19 protein-coding genes and 2 tRNA genes are annotated in these 20,050 nt (G+C 71.2%); 11 read left to right on the top strand and 10 right to left on the bottom strand.

Going from position 1 to position 20,050, the window contains the following annotated elements; all coding sequences use genetic code 11:
- Nucleotides 1-7 precede the first annotated feature (7 nt).
- Nucleotides 8-81, bottom strand: a tRNA-Lys gene (locus tag AC067M_RS45285).
- Between the two features lie 185 nt (nt 82-266).
- Here AC067M_RS45285 and AC067M_RS45290 point away from each other — a divergent pair.
- The 6 genes from AC067M_RS45290 (at nt 267) to AC067M_RS45315 (ending at nt 6,149) form a co-directional block, all read left to right on the top strand.
- Nucleotides 267-1,568, top strand: coding sequence for a peptidoglycan-binding protein (locus AC067M_RS45290; protein WP_478702837.1), 1,302 nt, complete (start codon nt 267-269; stop codon nt 1,566-1,568).
- Nucleotides 1,569-1,597: 29 nt separating this feature from the next.
- Nucleotides 1,598-2,710 (top strand): SPFH domain-containing protein, encoded by a 1,113-nt coding sequence (locus AC067M_RS45295; RefSeq protein WP_478702838.1) that lies wholly within the window; start codon nt 1,598-1,600, stop codon nt 2,708-2,710.
- 98 nt (nt 2,711-2,808) lie between these two features.
- Nucleotides 2,809-3,414 (top strand): lytic polysaccharide monooxygenase auxiliary activity family 9 protein, encoded by a 606-nt coding sequence (locus tag AC067M_RS45300; protein WP_478702839.1) that lies wholly within the window; start codon nt 2,809-2,811, stop codon nt 3,412-3,414.
- Nucleotides 3,415-3,454: 40 nt separating this feature from the next.
- Entirely contained in the window at nt 3,455-3,886 is a 432-nt protein-coding gene (locus AC067M_RS45305; protein ID WP_478702840.1) for a hypothetical protein, read from the top strand.
- 88 nt (nt 3,887-3,974) lie between these two features.
- A complete protein-coding gene (locus tag AC067M_RS45310) occupies nt 3,975-4,442 on the top strand; it encodes a DUF3592 domain-containing protein (RefSeq protein WP_478702841.1) in 468 nt (155 codons plus the stop codon).
- A 39-nt stretch (nt 4,443-4,481) separates the two neighbouring features.
- On the top strand, nt 4,482-6,149 hold the full coding sequence (locus AC067M_RS45315; RefSeq protein ID WP_478702842.1) for an AMP-binding protein: 1,668 nt from the start codon (nt 4,482-4,484) through the stop codon (nt 6,147-6,149).
- A 107-nt stretch (nt 6,150-6,256) separates the two neighbouring features.
- Here the strand turns inward: AC067M_RS45315 and AC067M_RS45320 are convergent.
- The 6 genes from AC067M_RS45320 to ehuB form a co-directional block, all read right to left on the bottom strand.
- Nucleotides 6,257-6,330 (bottom strand) — tRNA-Lys (locus AC067M_RS45320).
- An 89-nt stretch (nt 6,331-6,419) separates the two neighbouring features.
- Nucleotides 6,420-7,178 carry an IclR family transcriptional regulator gene (locus AC067M_RS45325; protein WP_478702843.1) on the bottom strand — a complete coding sequence of 253 codons (759 nt, stop codon included), beginning with the start codon at nt 7,176-7,178 and terminating at the stop codon, nt 6,420-6,422.
- Between the two features lie 231 nt (nt 7,179-7,409).
- Complete coding sequence (ehuA, locus tag AC067M_RS45330) at nt 7,410-8,192, bottom strand: ectoine/hydroxyectoine ABC transporter ATP-binding protein EhuA (protein WP_478702844.1); 783 nt, start codon at nt 8,190-8,192, stop codon at nt 7,410-7,412.
- Nucleotides 8,182-8,832, bottom strand: a complete 651-nt coding sequence (ehuD, locus tag AC067M_RS45335; protein WP_478702845.1) for an ectoine/hydroxyectoine ABC transporter permease subunit EhuD — start codon at nt 8,830-8,832, stop codon at nt 8,182-8,184. The genes ehuA and ehuD overlap by 11 nt, the downstream gene beginning before the upstream one ends.
- A complete protein-coding gene (gene ehuC, locus AC067M_RS45340) occupies nt 8,829-9,536 on the bottom strand; it encodes an ectoine/hydroxyectoine ABC transporter permease subunit EhuC (protein ID WP_478702846.1) in 708 nt (235 codons plus the stop codon). The genes ehuD and ehuC overlap by 4 nt, the downstream gene beginning before the upstream one ends.
- On the bottom strand, nt 9,533-10,459 hold the full coding sequence (gene ehuB, locus AC067M_RS45345; RefSeq protein WP_478702847.1) for an ectoine/hydroxyectoine ABC transporter substrate-binding protein EhuB: 927 nt from the start codon (nt 10,457-10,459) through the stop codon (nt 9,533-9,535). Before ehuB ends, ehuC begins: the two co-directional genes overlap by 4 nt.
- Nucleotides 10,460-10,566: 107 nt before the next feature.
- On the opposite strand from ehuB, the gene AC067M_RS45350 reads away from it, so the two are divergent.
- Nucleotides 10,567-11,061, top strand: a complete 495-nt coding sequence (locus AC067M_RS45350) for a DUF3830 family protein (protein WP_478702848.1) — start codon at nt 10,567-10,569, stop codon at nt 11,059-11,061.
- Here AC067M_RS45350 and AC067M_RS45355 read toward each other — a convergent pair.
- Together AC067M_RS45355 and AC067M_RS45360 are read right to left on the bottom strand one after the other, a co-directional pair.
- Nucleotides 11,042-12,433 (bottom strand): amidase, encoded by a 1,392-nt coding sequence (locus AC067M_RS45355; protein WP_478702849.1) that lies wholly within the window; start codon nt 12,431-12,433, stop codon nt 11,042-11,044. The two genes, AC067M_RS45350 and AC067M_RS45355, sit on opposite strands and share 20 nt — an antisense overlap.
- Before the next feature lie 18 nt (nt 12,434-12,451).
- The gene (locus AC067M_RS45360; protein ID WP_478702850.1) at nt 12,452-13,399 is read right to left on the bottom strand and encodes a D-2-hydroxyacid dehydrogenase; all 948 of its coding nucleotides are present in this window, start codon (nt 13,397-13,399) and stop codon (nt 12,452-12,454) included.
- A 143-nt stretch (nt 13,400-13,542) separates the two neighbouring features.
- On the opposite strand from AC067M_RS45360, the gene AC067M_RS45365 reads away from it, so the two are divergent.
- From AC067M_RS45365 to AC067M_RS45375, 3 genes are all read left to right on the top strand, one after another.
- On the top strand, nt 13,543-14,328 hold the full coding sequence (locus AC067M_RS45365; protein ID WP_478702851.1) for a maleate cis-trans isomerase family protein: 786 nt from the start codon (nt 13,543-13,545) through the stop codon (nt 14,326-14,328).
- Entirely contained in the window at nt 14,325-15,056 is a 732-nt protein-coding gene (locus AC067M_RS45370) for a maleate cis-trans isomerase family protein (RefSeq protein WP_478702852.1), read from the top strand. The genes AC067M_RS45365 and AC067M_RS45370 overlap by 4 nt, the downstream gene beginning before the upstream one ends.
- 266 nt (nt 15,057-15,322) lie before the next feature.
- The gene (locus AC067M_RS45375; RefSeq protein WP_478702855.1) at nt 15,323-16,414 is read left to right on the top strand and encodes an LLM class flavin-dependent oxidoreductase; all 1,092 of its coding nucleotides are present in this window, start codon (nt 15,323-15,325) and stop codon (nt 16,412-16,414) included.
- Nucleotides 16,415-16,451: 37 nt separating this feature from the next.
- On the opposite strand, the gene AC067M_RS45380 is transcribed toward AC067M_RS45375, so the two are convergent.
- Nucleotides 16,452-18,284, bottom strand: coding sequence for a putative bifunctional diguanylate cyclase/phosphodiesterase (locus tag AC067M_RS45380; RefSeq protein WP_478702853.1), 1,833 nt, complete (start codon nt 18,282-18,284; stop codon nt 16,452-16,454).
- Nucleotides 18,285-18,607: 323 nt separating this feature from the next.
- Here AC067M_RS45380 and AC067M_RS45385 point away from each other — a divergent pair, with 323 nt between their 5' ends.
- Nucleotides 18,608-19,870, top strand: a complete 1,263-nt coding sequence (locus tag AC067M_RS45385) for a M6 family metalloprotease domain-containing protein (protein WP_478702854.1) — start codon at nt 18,608-18,610, stop codon at nt 19,868-19,870.
- Nucleotides 19,871-20,050 lie beyond the last annotated feature (180 nt).

Consider the following 20,050-nt stretch of genomic DNA (forward strand, 5'->3'; position numbering starts at 1 on the left):
GTCATCGTGCGCCGCCAGGGACTCGAACCCCGGACCCGCTGATTAAGAGTCAGCTGCTCTAACCAACTGAGCTAGCGGCGCCTGCTGACGTCGTAACTCTACCGGACCTCGGGTGGTGCTTTTGACCGCCGGACGTCGGGCGGCCAGGTCCTCGTCGGGCCCCGTACATCATTCGGACCGTCAACATGCGCGTGCCGACGACAGTTGCGAAACTGGCGAACGTGTACAGGCACGGACATTTCCACCTGGAGCGTGAAGGGAATCGCATGGAGTCTCCGGTATTCGAGGAATTCGATCCCGCGAGCGACTGCGACTGCCCCGGATGCGTGCTCCGGCGCCGCGCCCTGCCGGTCTCGCCGGCCGGCCGCACGGCCGTCCACCGCACGGTGATCGTCGCGGCCGCCGCCTCCACGGCGCTCGGCGCGGGCCACGCCGTACCGGCACTGGCCGCCCCGTACACCCCCGCCCCGCCCGGCGTCCCCGCCGATGACGGGCCCGAGAACCCGCAGGGCGGTGAGGCCCCGCTGCATGGCCCGGCCGGCGCGCAGGGCCGCCCGACGAACCCGGTCAAGACGCCTCCGACGACCCGTACGGAGATCATCACGCGGGCCAGGAAGTGGGCCACGGCGAAGGTGCCGTACAGCATGAGCACCTACCGGTCCGACGGTTACCGGCAGGACTGCTCGGGCTTCGTGTCGATGGCGTGGAGCCTGCCGGGGAACGAATGGACGGGCAGCCTCCACAAGTTCGGCGACCGCATTGCCAAGGAGGAACTCCAGCCCGGCGACATACTGCTCTTCCACAACGCGGCGAACCCGCACAACGGCTCGCACGTCGTCCTTTTCGGTGGCTGGACGGACTCCACACACACGTACTACACGGCCTACGAGCAGACCCGCCCGCACGCCCGCGCGCTGGCCACTCCCTACGCCTACTGGAGGAACTCGGACCGCTACGTCCCGTACCGCTACAAGGGGCTCACGGCGGAGTCCGATCCCGAGCCGGCCGGCGGTGCCGAACCGGCCACCGGTACCGCGAGCCTGCCCTACCCCGGGCCCGCGGCCTTCGGCCCCGGGGCGAACAACGCGTACGTCACTCAGCTCGGCCGGATGCTCGTCGCGCGTGGCGCCGCCCCCTACTACGCGCAGGGCCCCGGCCCGCGCTGGTCGGACGCGGACCGGCGGGCCACCCGGGCGTTCCAGCTGGCCCAGGGCTGGCGGGGCTCCGACGCGGACGGGTTGCCGGGCCCGCGCACCTGGGAGCTGCTGGTCACCGGCAAGGGGCGCGGCATCCCGACCGGGGCGGGACCGACGGCGCCCTCCGGCACCGTCCCGGCCTACCCCGGCCGGGCCTTGTTCCGGCCGGGCGCCCAGAACGCTTACGTCACCCAGTTGGGGAGGCAGTTGGTGAAGAAGGGGTTCGGCAGGCACTACGCGACAGACCCGGGACCGCGCTGGGGTGAAGCGGACCGGCGTGCCGTCGAGGCGTTCCAGCGCGCCCAAGGCTGGCGCGGTGGCGCGGCGGACGGCTACCCGGGGCCGGAGACCTGGCGGCGGCTCTTTTCCTGACGCATCTGGCGCGGAGGCTGGAGGCACGCATGAGTACGACCACTTCACCGACCCCGGAGCCCGAGGGACCGTCCCGGCCGGGACGGCTCATCCACAACGAGGTGACGACCGAGATCCCCGTCCACCTGCTGTTCCGCGACGACACCGACCGGTCGGAGCCGGTGCCGCTCAGGCCCGCGGTGGTGGGGCGCCGGCTGGGCACGGGTGAGCAGCCCCGTCTGCGGCGGCCGGCCCCGGCGAAGGCTCGGGTGGTGGCCGAGGTCGACCCGGGGCTGGTGGAGCGGCCCGCGCGGGTGGTGCCGGGTGTGGTGGGTCTGTTCGCCGGGGCCTGTGGGGTGGCCGGATGCGCGGCCACCTCGTGGTGGGCGGGCGCGCTGCCGCCGCTGGTGGTGGAGGCGCTGCGGCTGCCGGCCTCCGCGGGGGCCGGTTTCGGTCCGGTGCAGTGGGCGGCGTCCGCGGGGGCCGGTGCGCTCGGGCTCTTCGGGTTCGGCGGGCTGGCGCGGGGCCGTACCGGGCGGGCCTGGGTGCTCGATCTGTTCGGCCGCTATCGGGGGACGGTCCGGCGTACCGGCCTGCTGTGGGTGAACCCGCTGCTGCTGCGGCAGCGGGTCGACGTGCGGCTGCGGCACTGGCGCAGTGAGCCGATGCCGGCCGCCGACGGCAACGGGGTGGCGCTGCGGGTGGTGGTGCTCGTGGTGTGGCGGGTGCGGGACACCGCGCGGGCGACGCTCGGGGTCGAGGACCACGAGACGTATCTGCGGGAGTGCGTCGAGGCGGCGCTGGCCTCGGTGCCGGTGGAGATGCCGGGGAACGCGCGGGCCTCGGTGGCCGCGACGGGGGAGGCGCTGACCCGGCTGGTGGTGGCGGACGCGGGGGCGGTCGGCCTGGAGGTGTTCTCGGTGCGGCCGGTCCGCGTGGAGTACGCGCCGGAGGTGGCCTCGGCGATGCACCGCCGGCGTATCGCCGCGCTGGACGCGCAGCACCGGGCGAGTGTGCTCACGTCGGTGGTCGACTCGGTGGAGGACACGGTGACACGGCTGACGACACGGGGGCTGGTGGAGCTCGACGACTACGAACGCAAGGTGCTGGTGAAGGACTTGACGGTGGCGTTCTGCGCGGGCCGCGGAGAAGCGCACCCCTGATTGGTATGGACATGTCCATATCCCGGCAATAACCTGAGGCTTGGTCTAGACCTGCACGGCTCACGGAACTTCCCCACACGTTCTCCAGGAGCGGCAGCATGCGCAAAAAGACCAAGTGGTACGCCGCCGTGCTCGGGCTCACCACGGCGGGGGCCTTCGTGCTCTCCGCCGGCGGCGCGAGCGGCCACGGCTACACCGATCTCCCCGTCAGCAGGCAGAAGCTGTGTCAGAACGGCTCGGTGACCAACTGCGGCGACATCCAGTGGGAGCCGCAGAGCGTCGAGGGCCCCAAGGGCTTCCCCGCCTCCGGAGCGGCCGACGGCCGGCTCTGCTCCGGCAACAACACGCGCTTCGCCCAGCTCGACAGCCCGCGCACCCCGTCCGGCGGCGCCTGGCCCACCACCCGGGTCTCCGGAGGCCAGAGCTACACGTTCCGCTGGCAGTTCACGGCCATGCACGCCACGACCAGCTTCACGTACTACGTCACCAAGCCGGGCTGGAACCAGAACCACAACCTGGCCCGCTCCGACCTCAACCTCACCCCCTTCCTGACCGTCCCCTACGGCGGCCAGCGCCCACCCGCCACCCTCTCCCACGCCGGCCGCCTCCCCTCCGGCCTGACCGGCCACCACGTCATCCTCGCGGTCTGGACGATCGCCGACACGGGCAACGCGTTCTACGCCTGCTCGGACGTCACCTTCTGATCAGCGCCTCGGGGCACGCCTCGGGTAGGGTCCGCGTCCCATGGACGCCATCTTCAACATCGTCATGCCGCTCATGATCGCCCTGCTGGTGTGGGGCGGGTTCGCGCTCGTCCGGCGGACCCGGGAGCGGCGGGCCGCCTGGGAGAGCGGGCTCACCGCCCGGGCCCGAGTCGTGCGCGCCTGGGCCACGACCCAGATGGTCAACAACGTGGCCCGGCGCGTGCAGTGGCATGAGTACGACTACACCACCGGCGACGGTCTCGCGGTCCGCTTCAAGGAGAGCGGCGGGCCGCGGGACCGGGCGGCCGGCGACGAGGTGCTCGTGTACTACGTGGCCCACGACCCCGAGAAGGCCACCGCGTCCGAGCCCCAGCCCGGCAAGGACACGGCGGGCACCGTGTTCGGGCTGTTCTTCATAGGCGCGGCCGTCATCGCGATCCTGTACGCGTGGACGACCATGCCGGAACTCTGAGCTTCCCTTGAGACAGTCCCCCAGGTCCGACGGGTACGTTCCCTGCACACCGGCCGCTCAGGCCGGCGCACGGACCTCGGGGGAGTTCATGGAAGTCTTCTTCTACATCGTGCCCTTGATCATCAGCACGGTCGCGGTACTCGCCGCCGTCTCCGCGACCAGGCGCTCGCGGCAGATCAGCCGGGCCTGGAACAGCGGGCTCACGGCGGAGGCGCGCTGTCTGCGGTCGTACACGACGACCAGCGGCGGAGGCGGCAACAGCTCCGTCAGGACGACCCTGCACCACGTCTACGAGTTCGTCACCCGCGACGGTCGCACCGTCCGGTTCGAGGAGAGGAACGGGCCGGGGACGATCGTCCAGGGCGACATCGTCACCGTGTTCTACCCGCCCGACCACCCCGAGCACGCCACGGCCCACGCCCCGGCACGGGGAAAGCTCGCGGCGGGCACCGGGTGCACGCTGGCCCTGTGCGCGGTGTTCGTCGCCTTCAGCGTCGTCTTCATGGTCGTCGCCCATCTGATGTTCGCGGCCGAGGGCGACTTCCCGCTGCCGTAGCCTCCACATCTGACGGTACGTCAACTACCGTGCGCGCTCATGGAGTCCACCAGGGGTACCGTCGCCGAGCTGGTGGCCGCGCGGTGGGGCGACCAGCGGCCGGGGCTGTGGTTCGAGGAGAGCGTGCTGACCCACCACGAGGTGACCGCGGGCGCCGCCGCCCGCGCCGCGCTGCTCGCCGACCTGCTGCCGCCGGGCGCGGAGCCGCACGTGGGCGTCCTGCTCGACAACACCCCGGAGTTCCCGCTGTGGCTGTCGGCGGCCGCCCTCGCCGGCGCCGCGATCGCCGGGATCAACCCCACCCGCCGGGGCCCGGAACTCGCCCGGGACATCCTCCACACCGAGTGCCGGATCCTGGTCACCGAGCAGGCCCACCTGCCCCTCCTCGCCGGCCTCGACCTGCCCGGAGTCCGCCTCCTCGTCACCGGCACCGAGGCCTACGACGAACTGCTCGCCCCCTACGCCGACGCCCGCCCGGACGCCTCCCGGGCCACCCCGGCCGACCGGCTCCTGCTGTACTTCACCTCCGGCTCGACCGGCGCCCCCAAGGCGGCCCTGTGCTCCCAGGGCCGTCTGGCCGCCGCGGGCCGCTCCCTGGCCGGGCAGTTCGCTGTCCGCCCGGACGATGTGCATTACATCTGTATGCCGATGTTCCACGGCAACGCCGTGATCGCCGACTGGGCGCCCGCGCTGGCGGCCGGAGCGGGCGTGGCCCTGCGCCGACGGTTTTCGGCCTCCGGCTTCCTCGCGGACGTACGACGTTTTCGCGCCACGTACTTCACCTACGTCGGCCGGGCCGTCCAGTACCTCCTGGCCACCGAGGAGCGGCCCGACGACCGGGACCATCCGCTGCGGACCGGCTTCGGCACGGAGGCGGGCGCGGCGGACGCGGCGGCCTTCGAGCGGCGGTTCGGCGTGCGGCTGGTGGAGGGGTACGGCTCGTCGGAGGGCGGGGCGGCGATCGCATGGGCACCGGGGACACCGGCCGGCGCGGTCGGGCCGGCGGCGCCGGGCCTCGTGGTGCTTGATCCGGACACGGGTGAGGAGTGTCCGCCGGCCGCCTTCGACGCGGCGGGGCGGCTGCTGAACGGGGACGAGGCCATCGGGGAGCTCGTGAACAGGGGGCGGAACCCCTTCGAGGGGTACTGGCGCAATCCCGCGGCGGACGCCGAGCGACGCCGAGCGGGCGGGTACTGGACCGGTGACCTCTTCTTCCGGGACGCCGACGGCTTCCTGTACTTCGCCGGCCGCACCGACGACCGACTGCGCGTCGACAGCGAGAACCTCGCCGCCGCGATGATCGAGAACATCCTCGCCCGGTACCCGGGCGCCGAGGCGGTCGCGGTGTACGCGGTGCCGGATCCGGTGACCGGGGACCAGGTGATGGCGACGATCGCCGGGACCTTCGAGCCCCGTTCCTTCGCCGCGTTCCTTCTCGCCCAACCGGACCTGGGTACGAAGATGGCACCCCGGTTCATACGGGTGACCCAGCGGATGCCCGTCACGGCCACCAACAAGATCCACCGTGCCCAGCTCAGGCGGGAGGGCTTCCAATGCGCCGACCCGGTGTGGTGGCGGCCGCCGGGTGCGCCTGCGTACCGTCGGCTGACGAGCGAGGAGAGGGCCGGGCTCACCGCGGAATACCGGCAGCACGGGCGGGGCGAGCTGCTCACCGGCCGACTGGGAACCGAGGGTGCGCGGAGGTGAGGGGGTGTGGGTGGCGGAGCCCCCACAACGCGCGGCGTCGGCCGCGCAAAAACAGAGATGGCGAGGAGGTTCGCGCTTTCTGCGAACACGCCTCGCCATCGTCATCGTGCGCCGCCAGGGACTCGAACCCCGGACCCGCTGATTAAGAGTCAGCTGCTCTAACCAACTGAGCTAGCGGCGCATGACTCCCGCCCTCCGCTCTGCGCGGCTGGCGACAGAGAAAATACTACCTGGTCCTCAGGGGTGCTTCCGACCGCGTTTCGGGGAGCTTCAGAGAGCCAGGGACAGCAGCACCGGAGCCGCACCCCGGTTCAGCCGGTCCGCCGCGCGGCGCAGCCGGTGCGCGTGCTCGACGGGGAGGGAGAGGGCGAGGCAGCCGACCGATGATCCCGCCGTGATCGGGACCGCCGCGCAGACCGTGCCGACCGCGTACTCCTGGAGGTCGAGGACGGGCACGGTGGGCGCCTGCGACTCCAGGCGGGAGAGCAGGAGCTTGTCGCTGGTGATGGTGCGCGAGGTGAGGCGGGCCATCTTGTGCCGGGACAGATGGTCACGGCGGCCGTTGTGGTCGAGCTGTCCCAGCAGGCTCTTGCCGACCGCGGTGGCATGGGCGGAGTAGCGGAAGTCGACCCACTCGTTGACCGCGGGCGTGGCCGGGCTGTCGGCGTACTGGGTGACCTTCACCTCGCCGTCGACGTACCGGCTGATGTAGACCGCGGCGCCCACGCAGTCGCGCAGCCGGTCGAGGGTGTGCTGGAGGTGCTCGCGCACGGCCTGGTCATGGCCGTGGGCGGAGCTCAGGCGGGTGAGTGCGTCACCGGTGACGTACGTCCCGTCGGCGACCTGCACCACGTACCCCTCGCGGCGCAGCATCAGCAGGAGGGTGGTCAGCCGCTCCCTGCCGAGGCCGGTCCGGCGTGCGAGTTCGGCGTCGGTGACGCCGGTGGAGTGTCGTGCCACTGTCTCCAGGACACGCAGGGCGTCCTGGGCCGAGTGGTACGGCGCGGTCGGCTCGTGCTTCAGCGCCACGGTTGTCCCCCTGCGGTCGCTTTCTGGGCCGTGATCCGGACAGCGGATCCCCTCCACGATAGCTGTCAAACGGCCCGTGTGGAGTGGTTGTTGGCGAGACGATGGCCCTCGCGCGACCGCCTCAACTGCGGCAGTGACCCGTCGGCATATGCCTCCGTCATGGACCGGCTGCTAGACCTGGAGTGACGCTACCGACGCGTCGCGTAATTACATGAACGCTTGCACAAAGGCTTACAGCACCGCGCTCAGGAATTCCCGGGTCCGCTCCTGCTCCGGGTCGCTGAAGATCTGCTCCGGCGGACCCGCCTCGATGACCCGGCCGGAGTCGAACATCAGGACCTGGTCGGAGATGTCCCGGGCGAAGTTCATCTCGTGGGTCACGCAGAGCATCGTGATGTCGGTGGTGCGCGCGATGTCACGGAGCAGGTCGAGCACGCCCGCGACCAGCTCCGGGTCCAGCGCCGAGGTCACCTCGTCGAGGAGCAGCACCTTCGGCCGCATCGCCAGCGCCCGCGCGATCGCCACCCGCTGCTGCTGGCCGCCGGAGAGCTGCGAGGGGCGGGCGTCGCACTTGTCGGCGAGGCCGACCAGGTCGAGCAGCTCGCGGGCCCGCGCCTCCGCCTCGTCCTTGGACAGGCCGAGCACGGTCACCGGAGCCTCGGTGAGGTTGCGCAGCACGGTCATGTTCGGGAACAGGTTGAACTGCTGGAACACCATCCCGATCTGCTTGCGCACCTCGCGGCACTGCTTCTCCGACGCCGGGAAGAGCCGCTGCCCGTCGACGGTGATCGTGCCCTCGTCGGGCTTGGTCAGCGTCATCAGCAGCCGCAGGATCGTGGTCTTGCCCGAACCGGATGGCCCGATGAGGGTGACGTGACGGCCCGCCTGCACCGAGAAGTCCAGGTGGTCGAGGACGGTGTTGCTCCCGAACCGCTTGGTCACCTGTTCCAGGCGGATCAGCTCGCTCGGGGTCGTATGGAGGTCGGACGGCTGCTTCGAGGTGTCAACGGACAAGGCGTCGCTCCAGGGTGCGCAGGAGAAGGGAGGCCAGATAGGAGATGACGATGAAGGCCACACCGATCACCGTCAGGGGCTCGGTGAACTGGAAGTGCTGCTGGGAGAAGAGCCGCGCCTGGCCGAGCATGTCCAGGACGGTGATCACCATCAGCATCGGCGTGTCCTTGAGCATCGAGATGACGTAGTTGCCCAGCGCCGGGACGACCCTGCGGATCGCCTGCGGCAGGATCACCGCGGTCCACGTCCGCCGGCGCGGCAGGTTCAGCGCCGTCGCCGCCTCCCACTGGCCGACGGGCACCGCCTCGATACCGGCCCGGTAGACCTGCATCGTGTACGTCGAGTAGTGCAGCCCGATCCCGATCACACCGGTGGTCAGCGCCGAGAAGGCCACGCCCCACTCGGGCAGCACGTAGAACAGGAAGAACAGCTGGACCAGCAGCGGGGTGTTGCGCACGAACTCCGTGACGACCCCGACGGGCCAGCGCACGAAACGACTCGGCGTGCGCATCAGCAGCGCCCACACCAGACCGAGCACGAACGAGATCAGCGAGCCGAGGGCCAGCGCCTGCAGGGTGACCAGCAGGCCGTCCCAGAACTGCGGCATGAAGTCGCTTACGGCACTCCAGTCCCACTTCATCCGACACCACCTCCGACTCCGACGGGCCCGGGCTCCGTGACGACCTTGCGCTCCGGTGCCTTCCCGACGTTGGCCTTCAACCGGGCCTCAAGACCGCGCATGCCGCGCGTGAGCAGGAACGCGATGACGAAGTAGATCAGCAGGACGTACGTGTAGATCTCCGCGCTCTCCTGCAGCGCCAGCCGCACCAGGTTCGCGCTGAACGTCAGGTCGCCCATGCCCGTGATCGACACCAGCGCGGTGCCCTTGAGCAGCTCGATCAGCAGGTTCGAGAACGGCGGGATCATCTCCGGCACCGCCTGCGGCAGCAGGATCAGCCGAAGTCGCTGCCAGGGCGTGAAGCTGAGCGCGATTCCGCCCTCCTGCTGCGCCGGGTCGACCGAGTTCAGCGCGCCGCGCACGATCTCGGCGCCGTACGCGCCGTAGGTCAGCCCGAGCGCGAGCGTGCCCGCCCACATCGGCACCAGCTGCCAGCCGAAGGCGACGGGCAGCACGAAGAACACCCAGAAGATCATGACCAGGGCGGAGGTGCCGCGGAACACCTCGGTGTAGAAGCCCGCGACGAAGCGGACGACCCACAGCCGGTGACTGCGCGCGATGCCGACCACGAAGGAGACGGCCGCGCCCAGCAGAGCGCTGAAGAAGAGCAACTGGACCGTGGTCCACACGCCCTTGAGTACGAGTTCCCAGAGTCCCGAGGTCATCCGCCGCACAACTCCTTCGCGGTCAGATCGGTCATCTCGGCCTTGGTGAAGCCGAAGGGCTTGAGGATCCGGAAGAGCTCGCCGCTCTTCTTCAGCTTCCGCAGTTCGACGTTGAAGGCGTCGCGCAGCTTCGTCTCGGTCTTGCGGAACGCGAACGCGCCCCCGTCGACGTGCGGTTTGCCGTCCACGAGCGGCGCGAACGGCTTGGTGGCCTCGGCCTTGCTCGACTTCTTCACCACTTCACGGGTGGTGAGCGCCGTACCGGCGAACACGTCGACGCGTCCGGCCTCGACGGCGTTGAGCCCCGCGACCTGGTCGGGGACGATCAGGATGTCGCCCTGCTTGTAGCCCGCGTCGACGGCGTACTGGATCTCGGCGTATCCGGTGCCGGTCGCGAACTTCGCCTTCTTCTCGACGACGTCCTTGTAGCTGTGCAGGCCTTTGGGGTTTCCCTTGCGCACGATGAAGGAGTCGAGCATCTGATAGTCGGGGTCCGCGAAGATGACCTGCTCGCAGCGCTCGGGATTGACGTACATCCCGGCCGCGACCACGTCGAACTGCTGCGAGTTCAGACCTGGGATGAGGGAGCCGAACTCGGTCGGCACGGGCTGCACCTTCTCCACCCCGAGCCGCTTGAAGATGACCTTGGCCAGTTCGGGCGCCTCGCCGGTGAGTTGCCCGTCCGTGTCGATGTAGCCGAACGGGATCTCACCGGCGATCCCGAGCCGTACGACGCCCTGCGCCCGCAGCCGGTCGAGCAGGTCGCCGCCTTCCACACCGGACGCGTTGGCCACCCGGGAGCAGCCTGCCGCGCCCAACGCGCCGAGCGCCGCTACCCCCGCGAGCAGCGACCGGCGGGTGGGTCCGTGTATGTGTTCAGGGCTTCTCAGTGCACTTTGGGGACTTCTGCGTGGTGGAGCCATGGGCGCGCGGCTACCCGACGAGATCCGAGTTATGCCGATCTTTTCAAGCCCCGCACGACTCCCCGGCACCCTTGACCACGGCGGTGCGGGGCACTCCCATGGAGGGCATGGCTGACCGTTTCATCGAAGTCTCGCTGGTCAAACGTGACGTCCACTGCACGGCCAAACTCCTCGACGACCGCGCCCCCCTCACCTGCGCGACGGTCTGGGACGCGCTCCCGCTCGCCGGCGACGTCTACCACGCAAAATACGCACGCAACGAGATCTACGCCCTTTTCCCACCCTTCGCGACATCCGAACCACCCCTGGAAAACCCGACCGTCACTCCCATCCCAGGAGACCTCTGTTACTTCTCCTTCGCCGGCTCGGAGTTGGGCACCAAGGCCTACGGCTACGACCGCGAGGTCCGCCCGACCGCGACCCTGGTCGACCTGGCCCTGTTCTACGAACGCAACAACCTCCTCCTCAACGGCGACGTGGGCTGGGTGCCCGGCATCGTCTGGGGCCAGGTCGTGGAAGGCCTGGAGGAGATGGCCACCGCCTGCAACGACCTGTGGCGGTCGGGGGCGGCGGGGGAGACGCTCAGCTTCCGCCGGAAGTGACCCCCGCCTCGTACAGCGCGTGTGCCGCGCGCAGGACCAGGTCGTCACGGTGGCGGGCCGCCACGAGTTGGAGGCCGATCGGGAGGCCGTCGGGGTCGGCGCCCACGGGGACGCTGGCGGCGGGCTGTTGGGTCAGGTTGAAGGGGTAGGTGAAGGGGGTCCAGCCGGTCCAGCGGTGGAGGCCCGAGGCCTTCGGGAACTCCCTGCCCGCCTCGAACGCCGTGATGGGGAGGGTCGGTGTGACGAGGAGGTCGTAGGTGTCGTGGAAGTGGCCCATGCGGCGGCCCAGGGCCATGCGGGTGTCGACCGCTGCGAGGTAGTCGAGGGCGGTGCAGCGGGCGCCCTGGGCGCAGATGTCGCGGAGACCGGGGTCCAGCAACTGGCGTTGGGCGGGGGTGAGGTGTTGGGCGACGCGGGCGGCGCCGCTGAACCACAGGGTGTGGAAGGCGTCGACCGGGTCCGTGAAGTCGGGGTCGGTCTCCTCGACGTAGGCGCCGAGCGCGGCGAGACGCTCCACGGCCCGCCGTACCGCCGCCGCGACCGCCGGCTGGACCGCGACCTGACCGCCGAGCGAGGGCGAGTACGCGACCCGCAGGCCGTGCACGCCCTCACCCAGAACGCCCGAGTACGGCCGCCCGGTCGGCTCCAGCGCCGACCAGTCACGGGAGTCCGGCGCGGCGATCACGTCCATGAGCAGGGCCGCGTCGACCACGTCGCGGGTCATCGGGCCGACATGGGCGAGGGTGCCGAAGGCGCTGGCCGGATAGAGCGGCACCCGGCCGTACGTCGGCTTGAGGGCGAAGATCCCGCAGAACGCCGCCGGGATGCGGACACTGCCCCCGCCGTCCGTGCCCAGGGACAGCGGGCCCGCGCCGAGCGCCACCGCGGCCGCGCTGCCCCCGCTGGAGCCGCCCGCGGTGCGCGAGGGGTCGTGCGGGTTGCGGGTCACGCCCGACAGCGGCGAGTCCGTGACGCCCTTCCAGCCGTACTCGGGTGTCGTCGTCTTGCCCACGAAGACGGCGCCGTGCTCGCGCAGGCGGGCGACGGAGGGGGCGTCCTCGTCCCAGGGGCCCTTTTCCGACACGGCCTTCGAGCCGCGCAGGGTCGGGTGGCCGCGTAGGAGCAGGATGTCCTTGACGGTGACGGGCACCCCGTCCAGCAGGCCCGCCGGCTCGCCCCGCCGCCACCGGTCCGCCGACGCGTGCGCCTGTGCGAGGGCCTCCTCGGGGAGGAGCCGGACGAACGCGTTCACCTCCGGCTGGATCCGCCCGGCCCGTTCCAGAGCCGCCCGGACCGCCTCCACGGGACTGAACGCGCCCGCGCGATAGCCGTCGACGAGCTGTGCGGCGGTGAAGTCGGTGAGTTCCGTCATGCGCTCTCCCCGGGAAGGTCAGTGGCCTGGTACGTACCCGCGCTTCTTGTCGACGACGTTCGTGAGCGGTTTCCCGGCCGCCCAGCGCTCGTACAACTCCACGAACTGCGCGGCGAGTTCGTCCCTCCATCCGATCGTGTCTCCACTCATGTGCGGGGACACGATCAGGCCCGGCACCCGCCACAACGGGCTGTCGGGACTGAGGGGTTCGGCGGCGAAGACGTCCAGCGCCGCGCCCGCGATCCACCGCTTGGCGAGCGCCTCCGCGAGCGCGTCCTCGACGACCAGTTGTCCGCGGCCGACGTTCACGAAGCAGGCGGACGGCTGCATCACACCGAAGCGGCGGGCGTCGAACATGCCGTACGTGTCGTCGGTGAGCGGCGCGGCCGCGATCACCCAGTCGGCGCGGGCCATCAGCCGCTCCAGGTCGTCCGGGCCGTGGATGCCGGTGCGCGGCACCCGGCCCACGACCGCCGTGGTCACGCCGAGCGCCTTCAGCGTGCGGGCGATCGCCCGGCCGATCGGCCCCGAGCCGACCACACAGGCGCGGGTGCCGGAGACCCGCCGGGTCTCGCGGTGCCGCCACTCGCGCTGCCGCTGCAGCTCCCACGTCCGGGGCAGGTCCTTCGCCATCGCGAGGACGAGGGCCGCGACGTACTCGGCGATGGGTTCGTCGAAGATGCCGCGCGCGTTCGTCACCACCGTGTCGGAAACGGCGAGTTCCGGACACATCAGATGGTCCACCCCCGCGCTCGCGGTGTGCACCCAGCGGGGCCGCGGCCCCTCACCCGGCCACGCCTCACGCACCGCGTGCGAGGTGAAGTCCCACACCAGCAGGACGTCGGCCTGGGGGAGCCGCTCGGCGAGCGTGCCGGGATCCGCGTGCACGATGCGCGCGCGTCCGGTGAGGCGGCCGAGACGGGGGAGAGGATCGGCGTCGAGGACGAGCAGGGTGGGTGCGGTCATCGGGATGGGCGTTCCTCACGGCGTGACCAAGTGTCTGACATGCACGGATTGACCACGCTCGCACCCGAACCTACCTTCGTCAACACGGGCGATCGTACGGTCCGTTGTCCTTCCGTCTCTCACGGTGAGGCCGGTGCCCCTGTATGGACATCACATTTCTTGGCGGACCCCGCTCCCAGCGCGGTGTCGGTGTCGTCGCTCCCTTCGACTTCGCACTCGACCGCGAGCTGTGGCGATGGGTGCCGGACGAGGTGTCGCTGCACCTCACACGCACTCCGTTCGTGCCGGTCGAGGTGAGTCTGGATCTCGCCCGCCGGGTGAGCGAGCACGAGACCCTCGGCGAGGCGGTGCGCACGCTGATCGCCGTCACGCCCGAGGCCGTCGCCTACGCCTGCGCCTCGGGCAGTTTCGTCGGCGGGACGGCCGGGGAGCGGGCCATGTGCGAGACGATGACCCGGGCGGGCGCGGTGCCGGCGGTGACGACCTCCGGGGCGCTCCTGGAGGCGCTGGCGGAGCTGCGCGTACGACGGGTGGCGATCGTGACGCCGTACACGGAGTCGGTCACCCGGGCCCTGGAGGCGTACGTGGCCCAGGCGGGCGTCCGGGTCACCGGCCGCGCGTTCATGGGGCTGACCCGGCACATCTGGAAGGTCCCCTACAAGGACGTGGTGGCCATGGCACGGCAGGCGGTACGGCCGGGAAACGCCGACGCCCTGTTCATCTCCTGCACCAACCTCCCCACGTACGACGTGATCCCCCAACTGGAGGCCGAGCTCCGCATACCGGTGATCTCAGCCAACCAGGTAACGATGTGGGCGGCCCTGCGCCTGCTGGGTACCCGAGCCGTGGGGCCGTATCAGGCGTTGATCGACGAGTCGGCGCGGGCGTGGCCCGTACTGCCGGAAGAACAGCAGGAAGGCTGGACATGACCGCACTCGGATTCCTCTACCCGGGCCACTCCGCCGAGGACGACTATCCGCGCATCGAGCAGCTCCTGGGCAGTGACATCCGGGTGGACCTGGTCCACACGGACATCGGCGAGGACGCGCACCGGGTCGACGCCCTGCTGCGGATGGGGGCGCCCGAACGGCTCGCGGCCGGGATCGAGCAGCTGCGGCTGGCCGGTGCGGAGGCGGTGGTGTGGGCCTGCACCAGCGGCAGCTTCGTGTACGGCTGGGAGGGTGCCCGGGAGCAGGTCCAGAACCTGGCCGCCACCGCGGGCCTGCCCGCCTCCTCGACGTCCTTCGCCTTCGTGCACGCGGTGAGCGAGCTCGGGCTGCGGCGGGTCGCCGTCGCCGCGACCTATCCGGAGGACGTGGCCGGGCTCTTCTCGGAGTTCCTGAGGGCCGGGGGAGCGGAGGTGACCGCCGTGCGCGGCGCCGGGATCATCACGGCGGCGGAGGTCGGCACGTGGGGCGAGGCGGAGATCCTGGAGCTGGCCCGCGCGGCCGACACCCAGGATGCGCAGGCCCTCCTCCTGCCCGACACCGCGCTCCACACCGCCGCCCACATCCCCACCCTCGAGAAGGACCTCGGCAAGCCCGTCCTCACCGCCAACCAGGTCACCGTCTGGGAGGCCCTGCGCCTGGCGGACCGCCGCGTGAACGCTCCGGCGCTGGGGGCACTGTTCTCACGGGAGCCGCTGGTGCAGGTGTAGGACGCCGCTCGGGCGGTGCTGCGGGATCGAGCGCTGGGATTGAGCGTCGGGAACGGGCTGCGGGATCGAGCGCCGGGAAGGGGCGCCGGGAACGGGCTGCGGGATCGAGCGTCGGGATCGCGCTGCGGGATCGAGCGTCGGGATCGCGCTGCGGGATCGAGCGTCGGGATCGCGCTGCGGGATCGAGCTCCGGGAATAAGCGGGGACTGCCTCCTGTTAGGGGCCGAGGACAGCGTACGGCCGGACAGCAGGAGGCAGGCACCGTGGTGGCAGACGCAGACGAGATCCGGGGCACGACACACGGCACCGCCCCCGCCCCCCTCTCCGTGCTCGACCTGGTCACCGTCGGCACCGGCAGCACCGCCACCGACGCGCTGCGCACCAGTGTCGACCTCGCGCGACTGACCGAGGCCAGGGGCTTCCACCGCTACTGGGTCGCCGAACACCACTCCATGCCGGGCGTCGCCTCCTCCTCCCCGGCGGTGATCCTCGCCCACCTCGCCGCCCACACCGACCGCATACGCCTCGGCTCGGGCGGCGTGATGCTCCCGAACCACGCCCCGCTGGTCATCGCGGAGCAGTTCGGCACGCTGGAGGCGATGGCCCCCGGCCGTGTCGACCTCGGCCTCGGCCGCGCCCCCGGCACGGACGGCGCCACCGCGGCCGCCCTGCGCCGTACGGACCGGCTCAACGAGGGCGCCGACGACTTCCCCGAGCAGCTCGCCGAACTGACCCGCTTCCTCGACGACGACTTCCCCGACGGCCACCCCTACCGCCGCATCCACGCCATCCCCGGGCCCGTCCAGTCGACCGCGCCCGGCGGCGTCCAGTCCCCGCACCGCCCGCCGATCTGGCTGCTCGGCTCCTCCGGCTTCAGCGCCCGCCTGGCCGGCGTCCTCGGCCTGCCCTTCGCCTTCGCGCACCACTTCTCGGCGCAGAACACCATCCCGGCGCTCGACCTGTACCGCGAGTCGTTCCGGCCCTCCGCGGTCCTCGACGAGCCGTACGCCCTCATCGGCGTCTCCGTGCTCGCCGCCGACGACGAGCGCGAGGCCCGCCGCCAGGTCCTGGCCACCGGCCTCAACATGGTCCGCCTGCGCATGGGCCGCCCCGGCCTGATGCCCTCCCCGGAGGAGGCGGAGGCCCACGAGTTCAGCCCGATGGAGCGCGAGTTCGTCGACTCCTGGATCGCGAACATCGTCCACGGCACCCCCGACGAGGTCCGCACCGGCCTCCACGACCTCCACAAGCGCACCGGCGCCGACGAGCTGATGCTCACCAGCCACGCCCACCGCGGCGAACTCCGCCTGCGCTCGTACGAACTGATCGCCGACGCATACGGGTTGCCCACGGCGTAGGGGCCCGACAGACGGGACAGGCCCCTGCGTGCGCCTGCTACGAGTTGCCCACCGCGTACGTCTCGCTCTCCAGCAACTCGGAGATACGATCCGGCGACACCGGGCGGGAGTACAGCCAGCCCTGGCCGGTGTCGCAGCCGATGCCCCGCAGGCGGGTGGCCTGGGCGGAGGTCTCGACGCATTCGGCGGTGACGGTCAGGCCCAGGCGGTGGGCGAGCTGGATCATGGCCTCGACGATGACCTCGTCGGCCTGGTTCGGCGGTACGGCCGCGTCCTTGGCGCTCTCGAACTGGAAACCCCGCACGAAGGAGCCGTCCAGCTTCAGCACCGACACCGGCAGACGGCTGAGGTAGGCGAGGTTCGAGTAGCCCGTGCCGAAGTCGTCGATGGCGATGTGGACGCCCATGTCGCTCAGGGCCTGGAGCGCCTGCAGGGGACGCCCCGCCGAGCCCATCACCGCCGACTCGGTGAGCTCCAGCTGGAGCAGCTCCGGCGCGAGTCCCGTCTCCGTGAGGATGTCTGCCACGTCGGCGACCAGGTCCGAGTCCCACACCTGCCGCACGGCCACGTTGACGCTGACGAAGATCGGCGGCTCGTCCGGGTGGTCCAGCTGCCAGCGGCGTGCCTGACGGCAGGCCGTGGCCAGCACCCAGCGCCCCAGCGGCACGATCGAGCCGTCCTCCTCGGCCAGCCCGACGAACCGATTCGGCGTCAACAGCCCGAACTGCGGGTGATTCCAGCGCACCAGCGCCTCGACCCCCCGCAGCCGCCCGTCCGACATGCCCACCAGCGGCTGGTACTCCAGCACGAACTCCCCGCGTTCGATGGCCGGCCGCAGTGCTGCCGCCAGGGCCTGACGGGTCACCAGATGCGCGTTGCGTTCCGGGTCGAACAGTGTCCAGCGGTCCTTGCCGTCGGCCTTCGCCCAGTACAGCGTCGTATCGGCCGCCTGCATCAGCCCGTTCGCGGTCGTGCCCGCCGCGTGCCGCTCCACGACCCCGATCGACGCCGACAACGACAGCTGTCGGCCGGCCAGGTCGAACGGCGCCTGAAGCGCCTTCAGCACGGACTCGGCGAGGTCCGCGAGCTGCTCGGTGCCCGTGGAGTCCTCGACCAGCAGCGCGAACTCGTCACCGCCGAGCCGCGCCACCAGCGGCGTGCTCGCGCGGGCGTACCCCGCCTCGTCGGCACAGCCGGTCAGCCGTTCGGCCACGGCGGCCAGCAGACGGTCGCCGACGCGGTGGCCGAGCGTGTCGTTGATCGCCTTGAAGCCGTCCAGGTCCAGGTAGCACAGCCCGATCCGGCCCGTGCCGCCCTGCTCGTACGACTCCGCCTCCAGTGCCGCCGAGAGCCGTTCGAAGAACAGCGTCCGGTTGGGCAGCCGGGTCACCGGGTCGTGCATCTGCAAGTGCCTCAGCCGCGCCTGGAGTTCACGACGGGCGCTGATGTCGGCGACGGAGAGCAGCACCCCGGGTTCCGCCTCCCCGAGCGGCGCCACGGTGAGCTGTACCCACAGCGACTGCCCGTCGGGGTGCTTGAGCCGGCGTGTACAGCGCAGCCGTGCCTGACGACCGCGCAGCACCTCGCGGTAGGCGTGCCAGGTGCGCGCGTCGGAGGTCAGGTCCACCAGGTCGGCGGCGACGCACCCGGTGAGCGCGTCGGGCTCCGTGCCGAGCAACGTGCCCAGCGCCTCGTTGCCGCTGACCACCAGGCCCTCCCGGTCGACCACGGCCATGGCGAGCGGCGCGGCCGCGAAGGCGGAGCGGTACGAAGGGGGCTCGGCACGAAGAGGCGTGCCGGTGTCACTCTCTGTGACGGCTGACCGGTCGAGGCCTGCCGCGGGCGTGGGCCCTTCGGACGTTTCGTTCACCGCTCGCTCCCGCAGTGCAGTAGATCGTTGTCCGTGCAGCAAAGTGCGCCGATCATAGAGGCTGTCCCCAGGCCCTTCCAGCCGGTGTCCAGTGTCCCGGACGCTCCCGGAGTGACCCACCCTTCTGGCAGATCGTTTCTGCCCGCGCCTGGACGGGCTTCTTCAAGCAGTCGACCGCTTGTGACGTTCCGTGAGTGATTCGGGGTGTCGGTTTTACCCGTATCCCGGGTCTCTCACTCATCTGGGGCAGGCAAACAGGGCATACAACAACAAAGTCACACAGGCTGGGTGCGGTGTTCCGAGAACCGCACCCGGAGGTCCCTGTGCCGCGTCAGCTCCCGCGCCCCCGACTGCGCAGCACCGCGGCCGTGTTCACCACCCTCTCGGCACTCGCCGCGACCTCCATCATCACCGGCCCCTCGGTCGCCGGCCCCTTCGCCGCCACACCCTGCGCCCTGCAACGCACCGACGCCCACCACTCCGAGGGCCTCGACACCTGGAACGCCGCCTATCCACGCCCGTCCCGCGCGCTGGACGCCGTCATGGTCTTCCTGTCCTTCCCGGACTGGGTCCCCATGGGCACCCCCGCCGAACTCGCCGCCGACCACTTCCCGGCCACCAGCGACTTCTTCGCGCGGGCCTCCTACGGCAGGTTCACCCTGCGCCCGCATCCGCTGAAGAGCTGGATCCGGATGCCGAAGCCGTCCACCGCGTACGCCATACGGCGCGACTGGAGCCCCGCCCACCGCACCGCCTACCTGCGCGACGCCCTCGCCGCGGCCGACGGCCAGGTCGACTTCTCCCGCTACGACATCGTCTACTTCGTCGCCGACCCGGACGCGCCCGGTGTGGACTCCGACGCCACCAAGGTCGTCAACCTCGACAGCCCGCTGCACGCCGACGGCGCGGACCTCCGCCGGGTCGTCACCGTCTTCGAGCAGCATCCGCCGGACCGGCTGGTCCTCGCCCACGAGACGGGGCACGCCTTCGACCTGCCGGACCTGTACCGCCGCCCCATGGACGGCAAGGGGGACTGGGACACCCATGTGGGTGACTGGGACCTGATGGGCAGCCAGTTCGGGCTCGCCCCGGATCTCTTCGCCTGGCACAAGTGGAAGCTCGGCTGGCTGGACCCGCGCCAGGTGGTGTGCGTCGGCGGTCCGCAGCCGGCCCGGCTGACCCTGGAGCCGCTGGGCGCGGGTCCTGGAGTGCCGGTGACGGGCGCCGCCGGGGCCCCGGTGTTCGGCCTCGGCACCGGCACCAAGCTGGCGGTGGTGCGCACGGGGGTCGACAGCGCGCTCGCCTTCGAGGCGCGCGGACCCGTGGGCAATGACCGGGCCGCCTGCCGTGCCGGGGTGCTCGTGTACCGGGTCCGCAGCGAGACCGAGTCCGGTCAGGGCCCCGTCGAGGTGATCGACGCCCACCCGCACACCGAGGCCTGCTGGGAGGACTCGGTCTATCCACCCCTCGCGGACGCCCCGGTCGGCCTGGGCGAGAGATTCACGGTGCCGGGGGACGACGTACAGGTGGATGTGGAGGGGCGCACGGCTTCGGGGGCGTGGACGGTGCGGATCGCGGTCGGGTGACCTCTCGGGACGCGGCCACCTCGCCGACCTCGTGAGGGTGTGGGTGGCAAAGCCCCACGGCGCGCGGCGAAGCCGCGCAGAAACAGAGATGGCGCGGTGTGTTCGCACTTTCCGCGAACACACCGCGCCATCGTCATCGTGCGCCGCCAGGGACTCGAACCCCGGACCCGCTGATTAAGA

It is taken from the genome of Streptomyces sp. NPDC043427 (genome assembly GCF_056436655.1).